The 16,344-nt window shown below is 62.1% G+C and carries 19 protein-coding genes; 14 read left to right on the top strand and 5 right to left on the bottom strand.

What is annotated here, in order from left to right:
- Positions 1-40 precede the first annotated feature (40 nt).
- From AC1DPR_RS04370 to AC1DPR_RS04355, 4 genes are all read left to right on the top strand, one after another.
- Positions 41-1,579 carry a di-heme oxidoreductase family protein gene (locus tag AC1DPR_RS04370; protein WP_477815800.1) on the top strand — a complete coding sequence of 513 codons (1,539 nt, stop codon included), beginning with the start codon at positions 41-43 and terminating at the stop codon, positions 1,577-1,579.
- Complete coding sequence (locus tag AC1DPR_RS04365; protein WP_113470525.1) at positions 1,579-2,676, top strand: imelysin family protein; 1,098 nt, start codon at positions 1,579-1,581, stop codon at positions 2,674-2,676. Before AC1DPR_RS04370 ends, AC1DPR_RS04365 begins: the two co-directional genes overlap by 1 nt.
- Positions 2,677-2,680: 4 nt before the next feature.
- Positions 2,681-3,769, top strand: a complete 1,089-nt coding sequence (locus tag AC1DPR_RS04360) for a DUF1513 domain-containing protein (RefSeq protein WP_113470524.1) — start codon at positions 2,681-2,683, stop codon at positions 3,767-3,769.
- 61 nt (positions 3,770-3,830) lie between these two features.
- Positions 3,831-4,283, top strand: a complete 453-nt coding sequence (locus AC1DPR_RS04355) for a TspO/MBR family protein (protein WP_018855196.1) — start codon at positions 3,831-3,833, stop codon at positions 4,281-4,283.
- On the opposite strand, the gene AC1DPR_RS04350 is transcribed toward AC1DPR_RS04355, so the two are convergent.
- Positions 4,280-4,855, bottom strand: coding sequence for a dienelactone hydrolase family protein (locus AC1DPR_RS04350; RefSeq protein WP_062371425.1), 576 nt, complete (start codon positions 4,853-4,855; stop codon positions 4,280-4,282). The two genes, AC1DPR_RS04355 and AC1DPR_RS04350, sit on opposite strands and share 4 nt — an antisense overlap.
- Positions 4,856-4,899: 44 nt before the next feature.
- A complete protein-coding gene (locus tag AC1DPR_RS04345; protein ID WP_113470523.1) occupies positions 4,900-5,976 on the bottom strand; it encodes a GH25 family lysozyme in 1,077 nt (358 codons plus the stop codon).
- Between the two features lie 241 nt (positions 5,977-6,217).
- On the opposite strand from AC1DPR_RS04345, the gene AC1DPR_RS04340 reads away from it, so the two are divergent.
- The 3 genes from AC1DPR_RS04340 (at position 6,218) to guaA (ending at position 8,958) form a co-directional block, all read left to right on the top strand.
- Positions 6,218-6,667 (top strand): PaaI family thioesterase, encoded by a 450-nt coding sequence (locus tag AC1DPR_RS04340; RefSeq protein ID WP_025658634.1) that lies wholly within the window; start codon positions 6,218-6,220, stop codon positions 6,665-6,667.
- The gene (locus AC1DPR_RS04335) at positions 6,664-7,302 is read left to right on the top strand and encodes a 5'-methylthioadenosine/S-adenosylhomocysteine nucleosidase (protein WP_112641943.1); all 639 of its coding nucleotides are present in this window, start codon (positions 6,664-6,666) and stop codon (positions 7,300-7,302) included. Before AC1DPR_RS04340 ends, AC1DPR_RS04335 begins: the two co-directional genes overlap by 4 nt.
- Positions 7,303-7,395: 93 nt before the next feature.
- Positions 7,396-8,958: a glutamine-hydrolyzing GMP synthase gene (gene guaA / locus AC1DPR_RS04330; protein ID WP_018855201.1), complete on the top strand. Its 1,563-nt coding sequence runs from the start codon at positions 7,396-7,398 to the stop codon at positions 8,956-8,958.
- Between the two features lie 32 nt (positions 8,959-8,990).
- On the opposite strand, the gene AC1DPR_RS04325 is transcribed toward guaA, so the two are convergent.
- Positions 8,991-9,554, bottom strand: coding sequence for a methylated-DNA--[protein]-cysteine S-methyltransferase (locus tag AC1DPR_RS04325; protein ID WP_477815799.1), 564 nt, complete (start codon positions 9,552-9,554; stop codon positions 8,991-8,993).
- A gap of 260 nt (positions 9,555-9,814) precedes the next feature.
- Here AC1DPR_RS04325 and AC1DPR_RS04320 point away from each other — a divergent pair, with 260 nt between their 5' ends.
- From AC1DPR_RS04320 to ybaK, 4 genes are all read left to right on the top strand, one after another.
- On the top strand, positions 9,815-10,303 hold the full coding sequence (locus AC1DPR_RS04320) for a 2'-5' RNA ligase family protein (RefSeq protein WP_198011792.1): 489 nt from the start codon (positions 9,815-9,817) through the stop codon (positions 10,301-10,303).
- Between the two features lie 65 nt (positions 10,304-10,368).
- A complete protein-coding gene (locus AC1DPR_RS04315) occupies positions 10,369-11,424 on the top strand; it encodes a M14 family zinc carboxypeptidase (RefSeq protein ID WP_018855204.1) in 1,056 nt (351 codons plus the stop codon).
- Positions 11,425-11,775: an ArsC family reductase gene (locus AC1DPR_RS04310; protein ID WP_018855205.1), complete on the top strand. Its 351-nt coding sequence runs from the start codon at positions 11,425-11,427 to the stop codon at positions 11,773-11,775. It abuts the gene before it with no gap.
- A gap of 3 nt (positions 11,776-11,778) precedes the next feature.
- Positions 11,779-12,252 carry a Cys-tRNA(Pro) deacylase gene (gene ybaK / locus AC1DPR_RS04305; RefSeq protein ID WP_018855206.1) on the top strand — a complete coding sequence of 158 codons (474 nt, stop codon included), beginning with the start codon at positions 11,779-11,781 and terminating at the stop codon, positions 12,250-12,252.
- 2 nt (positions 12,253-12,254) lie between these two features.
- On the opposite strand, the gene AC1DPR_RS04300 is transcribed toward ybaK, so the two are convergent.
- The gene (locus tag AC1DPR_RS04300; protein ID WP_018855207.1) at positions 12,255-12,704 is read right to left on the bottom strand and encodes a MarR family winged helix-turn-helix transcriptional regulator; all 450 of its coding nucleotides are present in this window, start codon (positions 12,702-12,704) and stop codon (positions 12,255-12,257) included.
- Positions 12,705-12,781: 77 nt separating this feature from the next.
- Here AC1DPR_RS04300 and AC1DPR_RS04295 point away from each other — a divergent pair, with 77 nt between their 5' ends.
- Positions 12,782-13,498, top strand: coding sequence for a glutathione S-transferase family protein (locus tag AC1DPR_RS04295; protein WP_477815798.1), 717 nt, complete (start codon positions 12,782-12,784; stop codon positions 13,496-13,498).
- A 119-nt stretch (positions 13,499-13,617) separates the two neighbouring features.
- Positions 13,618-14,871, top strand: a complete 1,254-nt coding sequence (locus AC1DPR_RS04290) for an aminopeptidase (RefSeq protein WP_018855209.1) — start codon at positions 13,618-13,620, stop codon at positions 14,869-14,871.
- Here AC1DPR_RS04290 and AC1DPR_RS04285 read toward each other — a convergent pair.
- Positions 14,819-15,727 carry an EamA family transporter gene (locus tag AC1DPR_RS04285; RefSeq protein ID WP_477815797.1) on the bottom strand — a complete coding sequence of 303 codons (909 nt, stop codon included), beginning with the start codon at positions 15,725-15,727 and terminating at the stop codon, positions 14,819-14,821. The two genes, AC1DPR_RS04290 and AC1DPR_RS04285, sit on opposite strands and share 53 nt — an antisense overlap.
- A gap of 100 nt (positions 15,728-15,827) precedes the next feature.
- On the opposite strand from AC1DPR_RS04285, the gene AC1DPR_RS04280 reads away from it, so the two are divergent.
- A complete protein-coding gene (locus tag AC1DPR_RS04280) occupies positions 15,828-16,310 on the top strand; it encodes a MarR family winged helix-turn-helix transcriptional regulator (RefSeq protein ID WP_477815796.1) in 483 nt (160 codons plus the stop codon).
- The last annotated feature ends 34 nt before the right edge of the window (positions 16,311-16,344 follow it).

Raw genomic sequence — 16,344 nt, 5'->3', positions numbered from 1 at the left:
GGCGGGCCGCTTCGTTCGACGCAGCGGCCCGAACTCTCGAATGCCTCCCAGACCGGCTCGTCGTCTTCTCAGTTGCGCAGCATTTTGCGCCGCGATTGCCGGATTCTCCGTTGCGCTGGCATCCGGGTTCGATCTTCCGACGAAACGAAGCGACCTTTCCGACGCGGATATGAAGCGCGTCGCCGATGTCACGCGGCCGACCACGGATTTTTCCAAGGCCGAGCAATACGAAGCGATGCAGGCCGGCGGCGCCACCTCCATCGATCCGGTCACGCAGGATTCCTTTTCGCATATCTCGGCGACAATCCCCTTTGAAGAAGAACAGCCGTTCCGGCTCGGACATGCCCTTTTCAAGAAGCTCTGGGTCTCCGCCCCTTCCTCGACGCAGGCCTCAGATGGTCTGGGGCCGCTCTTCAATGCCCGCTCCTGCCTGAGTTGCCACTTGAACGACGGCCGCGGCAAGCCGCCGGAAGGTGGCGTCAGTGCCACCTCGATGTTCCTGCGCCTGTCGCGCCCGGCGACAACGCCTGATGAGCAGCGGGCGATTGCCAGCGCCGAAGTCGTCAATTTCCCGGACCCAATCTACGGCCAGCAGTTGCAGGATCTTGCGATTCCAGGGCTTCCCTCAGAGGGCAAGATGGCTATCCGCTACACCGAGGAGCCCGTGACGCTCGGCGACGGCGAGACCATCTCGCTCCGCCGTCCGACATACGAAGTGACCGACCTCGGCTATGGGCCACTCGACCCAACAACGAGGATCTCGCCGCGCGTTGCGCCGGCGATGATCGGGCTCGGGCTGATCGAGGCCATCCCTGAAGCGGACATCCTTGCCCACGCCGATCCGGACGATGCGGACGGCGACGGCATCCACGGCAAGGCGGCCATCGTACGCGACCATCGCACCGGCAAAGTTGCGCTCGGGCGCTTCGGTTGGAAGGCACAGAATGCGAGCGTGCGCGACCAGAGCGCGGATGCCTTCTCCAATGACATTGGCATTTCGACGCCGGACCGACCCGACCCGCATGGCGATTGCACAGAAGCCGAAGCCAAGTGCGGGAAGATGCCGACCGGCGTGCAGAAGCGGCTTGGCAAGGAGGAGGCCCCCGGCCCGATCCTCGACCTCGTCACCTTCTATTCGGCCAACCTTGCCGTTCCTGCCCGCCGCAAGACGAGCTTCCCCGCGACCCTTCAGGGCAAGAAAATCTTCTACCAAAGCGGCTGCATTTCCTGCCACATGCCGAAGTTCGTCACGCGGCGCGACAGCGCCGACAAGGCTCAAGCCTTCCAGCTGATCTGGCCCTATTCCGACTTCCTGCTGCACGACATGGGAGAGGGTCTCGCGGACGGACAACAAGTCGGGAGCGCGAACGGACGTGAATGGCGCACGCCGCCGCTATGGGGTATAGGTCTGACCCAGACTGTCAGCGGGCACAGCTTTTTCCTCCACGACGGCCGCGCCAGAAATCTCACCGAAGCGATTCTCTGGCATGGCGGCGAGGCTGAAAAGGCGCGTGACGCTTTCGCATCCCTGCCCGGGGATGACCGGCAGGCACTGATTACATTCCTGGAGTCCCTTTGATGCGCCTTTGGCAACCTCTTGTCCTCTCCCTTGTCCTTGCTACTTCTGCCTTCGCCCAGACTCCTCCCGCACCGCAAGCCGGTCTGAACGAGGAGGCGGTCTCCGGAGTCATGCAGCGGGCGGTCGATGAGGTGATCCGCCCAGGCTATCGCAATGCCCAGCAATCGGCAGCACGCCTGACAACGGCGATGAAGGACCTCTGCGAGGACGCGACGCAGCAGAAGCTGGACAAGGCGCGGTCAGCACTCGACGACATGATCCGCTATTGGTCGGTCATTGAGATCGTTCAGACTGGACCAGTGATCCAGGACAATCTCTTCGAGCACATCCTGTTCTACCCCGATCGCAAGGGCGTCGCCCTGAAGCAGGTTCAGGCTCTGATCGCCAAAGCCGATCCCAAGGATACGACTGTCGATGCAATCGCCGGCAAGAGCGTCGCGCTGCAGGGGCTGACTGCGCTCGAATACGTGCTCCACGGCACCGGTTCGGAAGACCTGACGACGCAGAAGAACAGCTTCCGATGCCTCTACGGCGCTGCGATTGCCGGTAACATCCAGCGTGAGGCGGGCGAGGTCGTCGCGGCCTGGGAAAAGCCCGATGGCGTGCAGGGAAGCTGGAAGCATCCCGGCCCGCAAAGCGAAGACTTCATGGACAACAAGGAGGCCATAACCGCTTTGCTCGGCATCCTCGTTCATGGCGCGGAGACCGTTCGCGATCAGCGGCTCGAGCAGTTCTACAAGGGCAAGGACGCCACGCCTCGTCCACGCATGGCGATCTACTGGCGCTCCGGGAACACCTGGAAGTCGATGACGGCCAACGTCGAGGGACTTCGCACACTCTGGCAAAAAGCCGGCATGGCCGAGCTCTTGCCAGCCGACCAGAAGCCGATCGCCGACACGATCGATGCCAATTTGAAGTCGCTGCTTGAGGCGTTGCAGAAGCTCAACCCCGATATCGAAGTTGCAACAAGCGGCGCCGAGAGGGCAAAGCTTGATGCTCTTCTGGTCAGCACGCGCGAGCTGATCACCAAGATCAGCGATGACTATGGCGCGGCAATCGGCCTTTCAGCGGGCTTCTCCTTCTCGGACGGCGACTGAATCCATGTGGAATAGCTCCGCGATCGATCGGCGCAGTTTCGTCAAGGCGGCCGGGCTGACTTTCCTGGCTGCCCTACAGCCGCGAGCGCTCATGGCACTTGAGCGCGCGGATGCGATCTATGCGTCAGGGATGCGGACCGCGAACGGATCCTACGCCGTTGCGACGGTCACGGAGCGCGGCGAGATCGTCGATCAAATCGCCCTTCCCGCACGCGCCCATGGCATGGCCTTCAGCAACGCGACGGGAAAAACCGTCGCCTTTGCGCGCCGCCCCGGCACCTATGCGATGATCTTCGATCCCCGCGGCAAAAACGAGCCGATCACCATTGCAGCCGCCGAGGGGCGCCACTTCTATGGCCATGGCGCCTTCTCGCCGGACGGCCGGATTCTCTATGCCAGCGAGAACGCCTTCGACGCCAACCGCGGCATGATCGGCCTCTACGATGCAACCGGGCGTTTTGAGCGCATAGGAGAGTTCGAGACCTACGGTGTCGGTCCGCATGACATGGCCGTGTCCGACGACGGGCGCATGCTGATCGTTGCCAATGGCGGCATTGAAACGCATCCGGATTTCGGCCGCGCCAAGCTCAACCTCTCCAACATGCAGCCTTCGCTGACGCTGATCGATGCGGCAACCGGAGCCCTGATCGAAAAGCACTCCCTCCCATCGCAGTGGGTGCAGCTCTCCACCCGACACGTCGATGTCGACGCGAGGGGCCGCATCTGGTTTGCCTGCCAGTATGAAGGGCACCGCAACGACCTGCCGCCGCTCGTCGGCTCCTTTGCCAAAGGCGAAGACCTGCGCTTCGTCGATCTGCCGGAGGAGACGACACGCCGGCTTGCCAACTATGTCGGCGCGATCGCAATCAATCGCGGTGAAGGGCTCGTCGGCGTCACGTCTCCCAAGGGCGGCGCGTCCGTGACGATCGATGCGAAGAGCGGACGCGTGCTTCGTGAAGAGATTGTGCCGGATGCGGCAGGGATTGCCGCAGCCAAGGCCGGCTTTGCCGTGTCATCCTATGAAGGCGGATTTTTGTCGACGCAGAGCGACGTTACCTGGGACCAGCATATCGTGCGCATTGCGGCCGTCTGAATTGTGCGCAAAAGATCGCTAGCGATCTGGCTGGAGAGTCCAGCCGCCCTATTTCCGGCGAATGAGCAAAGCCCTGACCTACGTCGTCTTCGTCGCCATCGCGCTCGGCGGGGGGCTCGCCATCGGCGTCAACAATCTGCCGGAGGAATGGTATCAATCTCTCGCCAAGCCGCCGTTCAATCCACCTGATTGGATATTCGGGCCTGTCTGGCTCACCCTCTATGTTTTGATTGGTATTGCCGGGGCACGGACGTGGTTGCGCGGGCATCTGTCTGTCGGCATGCTTATCTGGGCCTGGCAGATGGTGCTGAACTTTCTATGGTCGCCGTTCTTCTTCGGCCTGCGAATGCTGTCGGCCTCGCTCGTCGTCATTGTGCTGTTGCTCGGACTGATCCTCGCCTTTGCCGCAAACCGCTGGAATTCGGATCGGACCGCCGCCCTGCTCTTCGTGCCCTATGCAGCCTGGGTTGGCTTCGCGACCTTGCTCAACGCCGCGATCGTCTATTTGAACTAGCGATCAGCGAGAAAATCGAGCACGCGCCGTTCGAGAACGGCTGCCGCCGCTGGATCGAAGGCGGCGAGCGACCGATCGGAAAAAAGATGCGCGTCCCCCGGATAGAGGAAAAGCCTGACATCCGCCGACTCGGCAACCAACGCCTTCGCCGCCTCGATATCACCGTCTCCAACGAAGAACGGGTCGGCGTCCATGGCATGGATCTCAGCCCGCAAGCCTTTCGGCCAGGCCGAGCCGAATTCCGAACGCGGCAAGCAGGCGTGAAGGAAGATCGCACCCCGCGCACCGGCACGCGTCTGAGCCAGATATTGTGCCGGGAGCACTCCCAGGGAAAACCCGACATAGACGAGATCGGCTGCAAGGCCATCCACGGCGCGGGCTCCACGCTGAATGATCTCGCCGAAGCCGGTCTCCTGGGCGTGCTGCACGCCCTGCTCCAGCGTGTCGAACGTCCGGCCGGCAACCAGGTCAGGCGTATGTACGACGTGCCCGGCGGCCCGCAGATCGCCAGCAAAAGCGATGACGCCTCGCGTCAATCCAAGCGCGTGGTGAAACAGCACAACCTCTGCCATGGCGAACCTCCCGGTTGTTTCGCGCGGGCGAGACGAGCAGCACCTCAGTCCGATCTGGCGACCCAGTCGTGCCAGTCGGCTTCGCTGCCGTGGAACACATTCAGGTCAATGCGGCCATCAACGCCGTGCGAGATGCCGGAGCCCGAATACTGCCAGAATACCCACCGGCGTCCGGGATAAACCTTCGACGGGTGGGCTGCAACCGAACGCAGCCAGAAGGGATAGTTCAGGAAGGCGCCCTTGAGGTTGTCGCGATAGAAGTCCGGCGCGGTGTAGATGATCGGCCGCTGGCCATAGTGCTGCTCGAGCTTGTCCATGAAGACCTGCATCTTCTCGCGAACCTTCTCGGGCGAGACCCGCCGCTTGCAGCTCGACTCGCCGTTCCATTCGACGTCGATGACCGGTGGCAGAGCCCCGGCTTCGCGGGGAACGTTGCGGATGAACCAGTCCGCCTGTTCGCCCGCGGTGCGGCACCAATAGAAGAAGTGATAGGCGCCCCGCCTCATCCCAGCTTGCTTGGCGTCGCGCCAGTTCTTCCGGAACATCGGATCGAGATGGTCACCGCCGTCGGTCGCCTTGATGTAGACGAAATTCGCACCCTGCGTTCTCAGCTTGTCCCAGTCGATGTCGCCCTGCCAGCGCGAAACGTCGACGCCATGGACGGCAAGCTTTCTGGGCGAGGAAGAGCCGAAATTGATCGGTTTGACGTCGCGGAAACGATGACTGTAGACCCGCGAACGTGTGCGCGGCGTCTCGTCAATTTCGGGCGCTGCGGGCGTCAGGACGGCTGGCACTGCCGTTGCCATCGGCCTTTCCGACGGCACGGGAGCGGTGGCCACTCCGGCCTGTTGTGTGAAGGCTTGCGGCTGAGACGCCGGGCCGGCCCAGGCCAATTCCTCCTGTTGCGGCGCGGCTGGCGTTGGCGCCTCGGCGACATCAGGTGAGGGAACAGGGCTCGCCGGCATGACGCTGGCCGGCACGGGCGCGATTGGGCGTGCGACCGAGCTGGTCGTCTCCCGCGACGGGATTCCCGCGACGAGGCTGTCCGGTCCCAAACTGGACGTGCAGCCCGACAAGGCGAGACAAGCAAGGAAGAAAGCTGGCGCAGCCAATAGACGCATAAGAACCCGCACGCAAAACAATTGTCGACGACAGATTCGCTGCCGCCAGGGACCCATCGAAAAGCAATGGCTAACGGAGATTTACCAAAAAAGACTGAATCCAATCTTTACGCCCGGCACTTGCATGCGCGTCAGACAAGCGGCCGCATGGCCCGGGAGCACTCTGCCAACAGATTTCCGGGAAGCGCTTGTCTGATGCGGCGCAGCATGCCACTTTCGCGATCGCAAGAAAGGCGCGATGATGACCGACAACGACAGCGGCGATTTCCACGAGCGAATCCGCCAGAACTTTACCCGCCAGGCGGCGTTGCATACGCTCGGCGCCGAACTGACCCGCGTCGGGCGGGGGTTGGTGGAGATCGAACTGCCTTTCGACGTCAAGCTCACCCAGCAGCACGGAATTCTGCATGCCGGCGTGATCTCCGCTGCCCTCGATTCCGCTTGCGGCTTGGCGGCCTACAGCGTCATCGACGCCGAGGCATCCGTTCTGACGATCGAATTCAAGGTCAACCTGCTGTCGCCAGGCCGTGGCGATCGCTTCCTCTTCAGGGGCGAAATCACCAAGCCGGGATCGAACATCATCGTTGCGGACGGGCGCGGCTATGCGATCGGCGACGGACCGGCAAAGCTGATCGCTTCCATGACAAGCACCATGATGATCATCCGTGGCAGAGAGGGCATTTCGGGATGAAGTTTGAGCTGAAATCGGTCGCCGGCAAATCCATTCTCTTCGTGATGGCGGCGGAGGCCGAGTACGGTCCGTTCCTACGCTCCCGCTTCGAGCCGCTGATGACGGGGGTCGGTCCCGTCGAGGCGGCAATCATCCTCACCCGGGCGCTGGCGCAATTAGCGCAGGCCGATGAGTTGCCCGACCTCGTCGTTTCGCTCGGCTCGGCGGGCTCGGCAAAGCTCGAGCAGACCGAGGTCTATCAGGCCACCTCCGTATCCTATCGCGACATGGATGCATCGCCACTCGGTTTCGAGAAGGGGCGCACGCCGTTCCTCGATCTCCCTGCCACCATCGACCTGCCGCTTAGAATCCCAGGCATTCCGGAGGCAAGCCTGTCGACCGGCGGCAACGTCGTGTCCGGGCAGGCCTATAATGGTATCGCCGCCGATATGGTCGACATGGAGACCTTCGCAATCCTGCGCGCCTGCCAGGCTTACGAACTGCCGCTGATCGGCCTGCGCGGGATTTCCGACGGTGTCGAAGAATTGCAGCACATTTCCGGCTGGACAGAATACCTGCATGTCATCGACCGCAAGCTTTCCTATGCCGTCGACAGCCTGTTTACGGCTCTGGAAGACGGCGTATTCTGGTTCTAACCCCTGCGGGATAGGGACAATCAGCACAATAAAATCCTCGGCCGGGGGATTTCGCGCATTGCAAGACCGGGTGCTTTTCATTAAAGGCTCGCCATGACCCAGACAGCACATCCAGACAGCGTCCTCATCGTCGATTTCGGCAGCCAGGTAACCCAGCTGATCGCACGCCGCGTGCGCGAAACAGGTGTCTACTGCGAGATCGTTCCCTTCCAGTCCGCCGAAGAAGGCTTCAAGCGCCTGCAGCCGAAAGCCGTGATCCTGTCCGGCAGCCCGGCCTCGACGGTTGATGAAGGCTCGCCCCGCGCGCCCCAGATCATCTTCGACAGCGGCCTGCCCGTTTTCGGCATCTGCTACGGCCAGCAGACGATGTGCATGCAGCTCGGCGGCAAGGTCGAGAGCGGTCATCACCGCGAATTCGGTCGCGCCTTCCTCGAAGTCGACGAAGACAACCAACTGTTCGAAGGCCTCTGGTCGAAGGGCTCCCGCCATCAGGTCTGGATGAGCCATGGCGACCGCGTGACGGCGCTGCCTGAAGGCTTCAAGGTCGTCGCGACTTCGCCGAACGCGCCTTACGCCTTCATCGCCGACGAGAAGCGCAAATATTATGGTGTGCAGTTCCACCCGGAAGTCGTGCACACGCCCGATGGCGCCAAGCTGATCGGCAACTTCATTCACAACATCGCCGGCATCAAAGGTGACTGGTCGATGTCGGCCTATCGCCAGAAGGCGGTCGAAGCGATCCGCGAGCAGGTCGGCGACAAGCGCGTCCTCTGCGCCCTTTCGGGCGGCGTCGACAGCTCGGTCGCAGCACTACTGATCCACGAAGCGATCGGCGACAAGCTCACGTGCGTGCTCGTCGACCACGGACTGATGCGCAAGGACGAGGCGGCCAACGTCGTCGCCATGTTCCGCGAACACTACAATCTGCACCTCATCCACGTCGACGCATCCGACAAGTTCATCGGCGAGCTCGAGGGTGTTTCCGATCCAGAGACCAAGCGCAAGATCATCGGTCGCCTGTTCATCGAGACCTTCGAGGAAGAGGCCAAGAAGCTCGGCGGCGCCGACTTCCTCGGCCAGGGCACGCTCTATCCTGATGTGATCGAAAGCGTTTCCTTCACCGGCGGACCGTCGGTGACGATCAAGTCGCACCACAATGTCGGCGGCCTTCCCGAGCGCATGAACATGCAGCTCGTCGAGCCGCTGCGCGAACTCTTCAAGGACGAAGTGCGCGTGCTTGGCAAGGAGCTCGGCCTGCCCGACTCGTTCATCGGCCGCCACCCCTTCCCGGGTCCGGGTCTCGCGATCCGCTGCCCGGGTGGCATCACCCGCGAAAAGCTGGAGATTCTCCGCGAAGCCGACGCCATCTATCTCGACGAGATCCGCAAGGCCGGCCTCTACGACGCCATCTGGCAGGCCTTCGCCGTGCTGCTGCCTGTCCAGACCGTCGGCGTCATGGGCGACGGCCGCACTTACGAGTTCGTCTGCGCGCTCCGCGCCGTGACGTCCGTCGACGGCATGACTGCGGATTTCTATCACTACGACATGGAATTCCTCGGGCGCGCCGCAACCCGCATCATCAACGAGGTGCGCGGCATCAATCGTGTCGTGTATGATGTGACCTCGAAACCGCCCGGCACCATCGAGTGGGAATGACTTGAGAGTCGCCTCAATCGAGGCGACATCCATCAGAAATCAAGTGACTGCTGCACCGGCTTTGGCGGCGCCAGGCTAACGCCTTCGAGCTCCAACATCCTCTGCTTGGACGTTGAGCCGCCGGGCGCGGAGAAGCCTCCGATCTTGTTTCCGGCCGCTAGCACGCGATGGCAGGGGATGATCAAGGCGACCGGATTTTTCGCCATCGCCTGGCCGACGTCGCGGGCGGCCTCCGGCCCTACGCCGAGTTGTTTCGCAAGCGCACCGTAGGTGGTCGTGTGGCCCCAGCCGATCTGGCGGGCAGCATCGTAAACCTGCCTGAAGAAGGCATCCTGACCAGCGAGATCGACCTTTACGGTTGAGAAGTCCGTCGGCTCTCCGCTGAAATAGCGCTTCACTGCGGCAACAGCTTCGGCAACGGCAGCCGTCGGCTTTGCCGGCTCAGCGCCGGGAATGCGGCGAAGGAGCAATCGCTCGGTTGCCTCGGCACTCGACGTCGGCAGCTGAAACCGCGTAATGCCGACATCATTCCAGGCGATGCCGCAGAAGCCACCGCTCGTCTCGAAAATCAGATAGCGATGCATTGCCTGTTGCATGGGTCATTGCCTCCCTGCTGCTCTTCTCCGAAGATCGTGCCGTCGCGGCCCGAATTCAACCCGTTTCTTGCGTCGCACGAGCTTGCTCCGGTCGATCGCTCGCCCGTATGTTCTTTTTTTGTTCTTGCCATTTCAAGATCAAATGTTAGCAGGCATCTTTCGATTTCGCTTCGCCGAAGACGCGCCAACAACCATCGCGCTTCGCCAGAGAGAGTCTTTTCTTTGCGATATTGCCGGATCCGCAATCGCTCGACGAATGCGTGTCGATCCAGCAGTGGCTACAGCGGGAACACCTTCCCCTCGCATCGCCGCGTCCGCCGGCGGCCGTGCATGTCTCGCTCTATTGTGTCGGCAAGAGCGCCCGCATTCCCGAAGGGGTCATCGCGGCGGCACGCCAGGCAGGAACGGCGATCGAGGCGTGTCAGTTCGAGCTCGTCTTCGACCATATCATCACCTTCCTGCTGCCGCAGGACAACGCGATCGTACTCGCCGGCAATGGCGGACGGGAACTGTTACGGCAACTGCATGTGCAAATCGCGATCGAGATACACCGGTTGGGCGCAGACGCCAATCTGAACCCGAACTTTCAACCTCACGCCACGCTCCTCTGCGACAAGGACGTGGTGCCGCGGATCGCCCTGCGGAGGCCGGTCGTGATGGCTGCGCGCGAATTCGTTCTGCTGCACAATCGCCGGGGTCAAGCAGGCTACGAAGAGCTCGGGCGCTGGCCGCTTCATGCGCGCGGATAACACCTTGCCTCCGGCTATCGAACTCGCTTAAAGCTCCTGCGACAAGGCATCAAGCGGAGAACGACATGAACACGTCCGAGATCATTATTGCCGGTGACACGGCGGGTATCGAGTGGCGTTTGCCGGTTCTTCATTTCAATGGCAGCGATCCCAAGGCACCGAAGGTCTACATTCAGGCGGCTCTCCACGCCAACGAGCTGCCGGGCACGGCGTTGGTTCACTTCCTGTGTGAAAGACTGCGCCAGTCGGAAAACGCCGGTCAGATCAAGAGCGACTTCATCGTCGTCCCGCATGCCAATCCGATCGGGGCGGCCCAGTCGCATTTCGGCGAACTTCAGGGCCGCTTCGATCTTGGATCGCGCACCAATTTCAACAGGGAGTTTCCGCTGATCTCGGTGAAGGATCGCGACGGGTTGCTTGAGGACCTCGAGCGCCGTTCGGCCGTCGAAAAACTGAAGCGCCAGCTGCTGCATATGGCGCTCGGCTGCGATCTGGTGATCGATCTGCATTGCGATGATGAATCCCTGCAATATGCCTATATCGACGAGGCATTCTGGCCGGAGGCGGCCGATCTGGCCTCTGCGATGGAGATGGAAGCCGTTCTTCTCTCCGATGGCGAGAGTTCCGCCTTCGAGGAGGCCGTCGGTTTTGCCTGGAAATACGAGACCCTAGAGAAACAATCGCGCCTGCCCGGCAAGCTGTCTGTCACCGTCGAGCTTCGCGGCCGGCGTGACGTCTATCCCGAGATGGCGAAGAAGGATGCCGAGGGATTGTGGAAATTCCTGGCAAGCCGCGGCGCAATCGATGCCCCGGTCTCGCTGCCCGCTTTCGATGGCCCCGCTGTCCCGCTCGACAATATCGAGGTGGTCCGCGCGCCGGAGGCCGGCACGGTTCTCTTCCAACGCAACATCGGCGAATGGGTTGGCGAAGGCGATGTGCTTGCCACGTTGATCACCCGCCCCGGCATGGCTGACGGCAGCATCGAGATTTGTGCACCACAGGCCGGCCTGATCGTGACGCGCAGCTCCGAACGGCTGGTTCGCCGGCGCGCCGACCTGATGAAGATTGCTTGCAAGACCGCCAGCAAGGCAACACGCAAGCCTGGAACGCTGGAGGACTAAGTGACCGTCACCATCTACGGCATCAAGAACTGCGACACCATGAAGAAGGCCCGAACCTGGCTGGAAGAGCATGACGTCGCCTACCAGTTCCATGACTACAAGGCTGTCGGGATCGATCGCGCGCATCTGCAGGCCTGGACGAAGGAAGCCGGGTGGGAAACGGTGCTCAACCGAACAGGCACGACCTTTCGGAAGCTGCCCGAGGCCGAGCGCGAAAATCTCGACGAGGGCAAGGCGATCTCGCTGATGCTGGAGCAGCCATCGATGATCAAGCGGCCGGTTGTCGAGGCAGACGGCAAGTTGCTCATCGGCTTCAAGCCCGAGATCTACGGCAGCTTCTTCAAGGCCTGATCGATGTCGAAAACCACACGCGCCACGCAGGTTCTGAGCCAAGCCGGAATTGCCTTCACGGTCCATACCTACGACTATGATCCGAATGCGGAGCGCGTTGGCCTGCAGGCGGCAGAAGCGCTTGGCGAGGAGCCGCATCGCGTGTTGAAGACGCTGATGGCGGAGGTCGACGGCAAAGCGGTCTGCGTCGTCGTGCCGTCGGATCGTGAAGTCAGCATGAAGAAGCTCGCAAGCGCCTTCGGCGGAAAGTCCGCCAACATGATGAAGCCCGCCGATGCCGAGCGCCTGACTGGCTACCACGTCGGCGGCATCAGCCCGTTCGGCCAGAAGAAGCTCGTCCCGACAGCAATCGAGGAAACAGCGCTGACGGAGGCGCAGGTCTACATCAACGGCGGGCAACGCGGCCTGCAGGTTCGGCTGGACCCGAAGGACGCGTTGAAGACGCTGAAGGCTGCCGCCGCGCCCCTCATTGCCTGATCTCAGCTGAAGCGTGACAGCAGCGAGGTCAGCGTCGCGACGTCGACCTCGCTCAGCTTGGCGCCGAAGTTTTCCTCGATGGCTCTGGCATAGACCTTCCACATGCGCTTCTGCAGCGCGCGTCCCTCCTCGGTAACGACCACCCACTGCCCGCGCCCGTCCTGATCGAAGCTCTGGCGCTGCACCAGCCCTGCCTTCTCGAGGCGGTCGATCAGTCGCGAAAGATTGTATTGGGCTAGCAACGTTCGTTCTTCGATCTCGAATGGCCGCAACTTGCCCTGCGGCGACCGCACCAGTTCCCAGAGCACGTCGTACCAGCCGAGCGCTGGGAGCCCGGCCTGCTTGAGATCCGCTTCGATCTGACCGAGCAGTCGCTGCTGCGCGCGCATCAGCCCGATCCAGGCATCGATCACCGCATCGGAGGGCGTGGCTCTATTCGTCTTTTCACCCATACATGCATTTACATCTATCTTGAATCCTGGCGCAACAGTTATTACATGCAATTGCATCTACAATGGAGATTGCCACGATGGATCATTTGCCACCTCAAGTATCCGGTTCCGCTCTGCTGCTCATCAGCCACCACCTTTGCCCCTACGTACAGCGCGCCGCGATCGCGCTTGCGGAAAAAGGAGTGCCGTTCGAGCGCGTGAATATCGACCTCGCGGACAAACCGCGCTGGTTCCTTGAGGTCTCGCCGCTCGGCAAGGTGCCTCTGCTTTGCATTCGCCTCAGCGACGGCAGTCAGGACGTGCTCTTTGAAAGCAGCATAATCTGTGAATACCTGGAGGAGACGCAGGACGGCCGCCGCCTTCATCCATCCGACCCGCTGACACGCGCCCGCCACCGCGGCTGGATGGAGTTCGGCTCTTCGATCCTCTCCGATCTCTGGGTCTACGAAACGACGCAGGATCGCGCGCAGCTGGAGGCGAAGCGGCAGGTGCTCGCATCAAAGTTCGCCACCATCGAGGCGGAACTGAAGGATGGCCCCTACTTTGCGGGCGTGGACTTCAGCCTGGTCGATGCCGTGTTTGCGCCGATCTTTCGCTACTTCGACGTCTTCGACGCCATCGGCGGCAGCGGCATTTTTGCCGGCCTGCCCCGCGTCCAGGCCTGGCGGACAGCGCTGTCCGAGAGACCGAGCGTGAAGGCCGCCGTCGGACCTGACTATGCCGACCGGCTGATGGCCTTCCTGAAGCGCCACGACGCGGTGCTGTTGCAGCAGCCATCCGTTTCGGCGGCCTAATCCCGCGTGTGGGCCGATGGCGGCAAAGAGCTGCCATCGGTCGACAAGCGAGCTTCAATTTCGCCGTAAAGGGGTCTAAGTCTACCGGCCAATCCGTTTTGTTCGAGGAGTGACCGATCATGAATTTCATGCCGCAAAGCCAGACCTCCGTGGATCCCGTAAAGCTTGAGAAACTGGCGGAGGTGGCCGTCAAGGTCGGGCTGCAGCTGCAGACGGGCCAGGATCTCGTGATCACGGCCCCGGTCGTCGCCCTGCCCCTCGTGCGCCTGATTACCCAGCATGCCTATATGGCAGGTGCCGGGCTGGTGACGGCGTTCTATTCGGACGAGGATTCGACGCTGGCGCGCTACCGATATGGCAGTGATCAGAGCTTCGATCGCGCCTCCGACTGGCTCTACGACGGCATGGCCAAGGCCTATGCCAAAGGCACTGCACGCCTTGCGGTTTCTGGCGACAATCCGATGCTGCTTTCGGAACAGGATCCGGCAAAGGTCGGCCGTGCCAACCGGGCGAACTCGGCGGCCTACAAGCCGGCGCTGGAAAAGATCTCGAATTTCGACATCAATTGGAACATCGTCTCCTACCCCAACCCGTCCTGGGCAGCGCTCGTCTTCCCTGACGATCCGGAAGCAATCGCCGTTGCCAAGCTCGCCAAGGCGATCTTCGCGGCGTCGCGCGTCGATGTCGAAGACCCGATTGCGGCCTGGGCCGAGCACAATGCCAATCTCGCCAAACGCTCGCACTGGCTGAATGGCGAGCGCTTCGCCTCGCTGCACTTCAGGGGACCTGGCACCGATCTGACGGTCGGTCTTGCCGACGGTCACGAGTGGCACGGCGGCTCGTCGACGGCCAAGAACGGCATTACCTGCAATCCGAACATTCCGACCGAGGAAGTCTTCACGACCCCGCATGCGTTGCGCGTCGAAGGCCATGTTTCGAGCACCAAGCCGCTGTCCCATCAGGGCACGCTGATCGACAACATCCGGGTTCGCTTCGAAGGCGGCCGGATCGTCGAAGCGAAGGCTTCGCGTGGCGAGGAAGTGCTGAACAAGGTGCTGGATACCGATGAGGGCGCGCGCCGCTTGGGCGAAGTGGCGCTGGTGCCGCATTCCTCGCCGATCTCGGCCAGCGGCATTCTCTTCTACAACACGCTGTTCGACGAGAACGCCTCGTGCCACATCGCGCTCGGCCAGTGCTATTCGAAGTGCTTCGTCAACGGCGCAAGCCTGACGCAGGAGCAGATCAAGGCGCAAGGCGGCAACTCGAGCCTGATCCACATCGACTGGATGATCGGCTCCGGCCAGGTCGATATCGACGGCATCAAGCCGGACGGCTCGCGGGTTCCGGTGATGCGTCAGGGCGAGTGGGCCTGACCGACATCGTGCGCTGACTGAGCCAGACGCTCGCGAGCACCATCGCGAAGCCAAAGATCTGCGCGGGCGTCAGGCTTTGCCCGAGAGCCAGCCAACCGATAAAGGTGGCGGTGACCGGGCTCAGGAAGCCCAACGAGGCCGCAGCTGACGGTTCGATACGCGCGAGCCCCCGGAACCACAGCAAATAGGTGAACGCTGCGCCGATCAGGCCAAGATAGGCGATGCCCAGCACATTGGCCGCGGTCGGCACCGGCAGTGTGGGTTCGACGAAGAAGGCGACGGGCGCGAGCAGGATGCCGCCGGCCGTGAGTTGCCATGCGGTAAAGGCCAGATTCGAAACCGGCGGAACCCAACGCCGCGTCAGCACCGTGCCGAATGCCATCGAAACCGCCCCCGCAATGCCGGCGGCAACGCCGATCGGATCGAGCGCCGCATTGGGTGTGAGCACGAGAAGTGCCACACCTGTCATCCCGACCACGCCGGCCCCAACGGCAACGGCGTGGATCGGCCGGCCGAGGAAGATGCGCGACAGCAGGATGACGATGAGCGGCTGAATGGCTCCGACGGTCGCGGCAACACCGCCCGGCAGACGATAGGCCGACACGAACAGCATTGCCCAGAAGAACGAGAAATTCAGGCCGCCGAGCACGAAGGCGCGAAGCCACCAGATTCCCTGCGGCAGCTGCCGGACGATCGCAAGCAGCAGAAGCCCGGCCGGCAGAGCCCGCAGGAAGGCGACCGTCAGCGGATATCCGTGCGGAAGAAAGGATGTCGTGACGAAATAGGTGCTGCCCCAGATCGTCGGAGCCAACGCCGTGATCAGCGCCTCGGAAAGCGGTGCTTGAGTTTTCTTCATCCCAAGAATCTCTACATCAAGATAAATACAGCGTAGCGCTATTTATCTTGACGTCAAGATACGCGATGATAACAGTCTTCGCAGAAGAACGGGCTGACCGATGGATCGCGTCGACAAGATACTTGCGCAATGGAAAAACGAGCGCCCCGACCTCGATACCGAGGCGATGGGCATTATGGGGCGACTGAAGCGGCTGACGACGCACCTCGCCCGCGAGGTCGACCACGTGCTGCAGCAGCAGGGGCTCTCCTCCTCGTCCTTCGATGTGCTGGCAACCCTCAGGCGTTCAGGCGAGCCATATCGGCTCTCCCCCGGCGATTTGCTCTCCATGACGATGGTCAGTTCCGGCACCATGACCAACCGGATCGACCAGTTGGAGAAAGCGGGCCTGGTCGAGCGCGTTCTCAATCCGGATGATCGGCGAAGTGTTCTCATCGCCCTGACCGAAGCCGGATTTGCCGCCGTGGAAAGTGCCGTCGGCCTCCACGTCGCCAATCAGCAACGCTTGATGCAGGGTTTCAGCGCGGAGGAGAAGGCCCAGCTCGACGCCCTGCTACGCAAGTTTCTGGCGACATTCGAGTAGCCGGGCCAGCAGCCCTCCTCGTGTGTGCCGTGAC

This window comes from Rhizobium sp. 01T417 (genome assembly GCF_056398905.1).
This window is presented reverse-complemented; position numbering and strand designations above follow the sequence as displayed.

What these genes read in the sequence shown, in the direction of transcription:
- AC1DPR_RS04370 (WP_477815800.1), top strand. Translation starts at nt 41, where the DNA reads ATGCCTCCCAGACCGGCTCGTCGTCTTCTCAGTTGCGCAGCATTTTGC.
- AC1DPR_RS04365 (WP_113470525.1), top strand. Translation starts at nt 1,579, where the DNA reads ATGCGCCTTTGGCAACCTCTTGTCCTCTCCCTTGTCCTTGCTACTTCT.
- AC1DPR_RS04360 (WP_113470524.1), top strand. Translation starts at nt 2,681, where the DNA reads ATGTGGAATAGCTCCGCGATCGATCGGCGCAGTTTCGTCAAGGCGGCC.
- AC1DPR_RS04355 (WP_018855196.1), top strand. Translation starts at nt 3,831, where the DNA reads ATGAGCAAAGCCCTGACCTACGTCGTCTTCGTCGCCATCGCGCTCGGC.
- AC1DPR_RS04350 (WP_062371425.1), bottom strand. Translation starts at nt 4,855, where the DNA reads ATGGCAGAGGTTGTGCTGTTTCACCACGCGCTTGGATTGACGCGAGGC.
- AC1DPR_RS04345 (WP_113470523.1), bottom strand. Translation starts at nt 5,976, where the DNA reads ATGCGTCTATTGGCTGCGCCAGCTTTCTTCCTTGCTTGTCTCGCCTTG.
- AC1DPR_RS04340 (WP_025658634.1), top strand. Translation starts at nt 6,218, where the DNA reads ATGACCGACAACGACAGCGGCGATTTCCACGAGCGAATCCGCCAGAAC.
- AC1DPR_RS04335 (WP_112641943.1), top strand. Translation starts at nt 6,664, where the DNA reads ATGAAGTTTGAGCTGAAATCGGTCGCCGGCAAATCCATTCTCTTCGTG.
- guaA (WP_018855201.1), top strand. Translation starts at nt 7,396, where the DNA reads ATGACCCAGACAGCACATCCAGACAGCGTCCTCATCGTCGATTTCGGC.
- AC1DPR_RS04325 (WP_477815799.1), bottom strand. Translation starts at nt 9,554, where the DNA reads ATGCAACAGGCAATGCATCGCTATCTGATTTTCGAGACGAGCGGTGGC.
- AC1DPR_RS04315 (WP_018855204.1), top strand. Translation starts at nt 10,369, where the DNA reads ATGAACACGTCCGAGATCATTATTGCCGGTGACACGGCGGGTATCGAG.
- ybaK (WP_018855206.1), top strand. Translation starts at nt 11,779, where the DNA reads ATGTCGAAAACCACACGCGCCACGCAGGTTCTGAGCCAAGCCGGAATT.
- AC1DPR_RS04300 (WP_018855207.1), bottom strand. Translation starts at nt 12,704, where the DNA reads ATGGGTGAAAAGACGAATAGAGCCACGCCCTCCGATGCGGTGATCGAT.
- AC1DPR_RS04295 (WP_477815798.1), top strand. Translation starts at nt 12,782, where the DNA reads ATGGATCATTTGCCACCTCAAGTATCCGGTTCCGCTCTGCTGCTCATC.
- AC1DPR_RS04290 (WP_018855209.1), top strand. Translation starts at nt 13,618, where the DNA reads ATGAATTTCATGCCGCAAAGCCAGACCTCCGTGGATCCCGTAAAGCTT.
- AC1DPR_RS04285 (WP_477815797.1), bottom strand. Translation starts at nt 15,727, where the DNA reads ATGAAGAAAACTCAAGCACCGCTTTCCGAGGCGCTGATCACGGCGTTG.
- AC1DPR_RS04280 (WP_477815796.1), top strand. Translation starts at nt 15,828, where the DNA reads ATGGATCGCGTCGACAAGATACTTGCGCAATGGAAAAACGAGCGCCCC.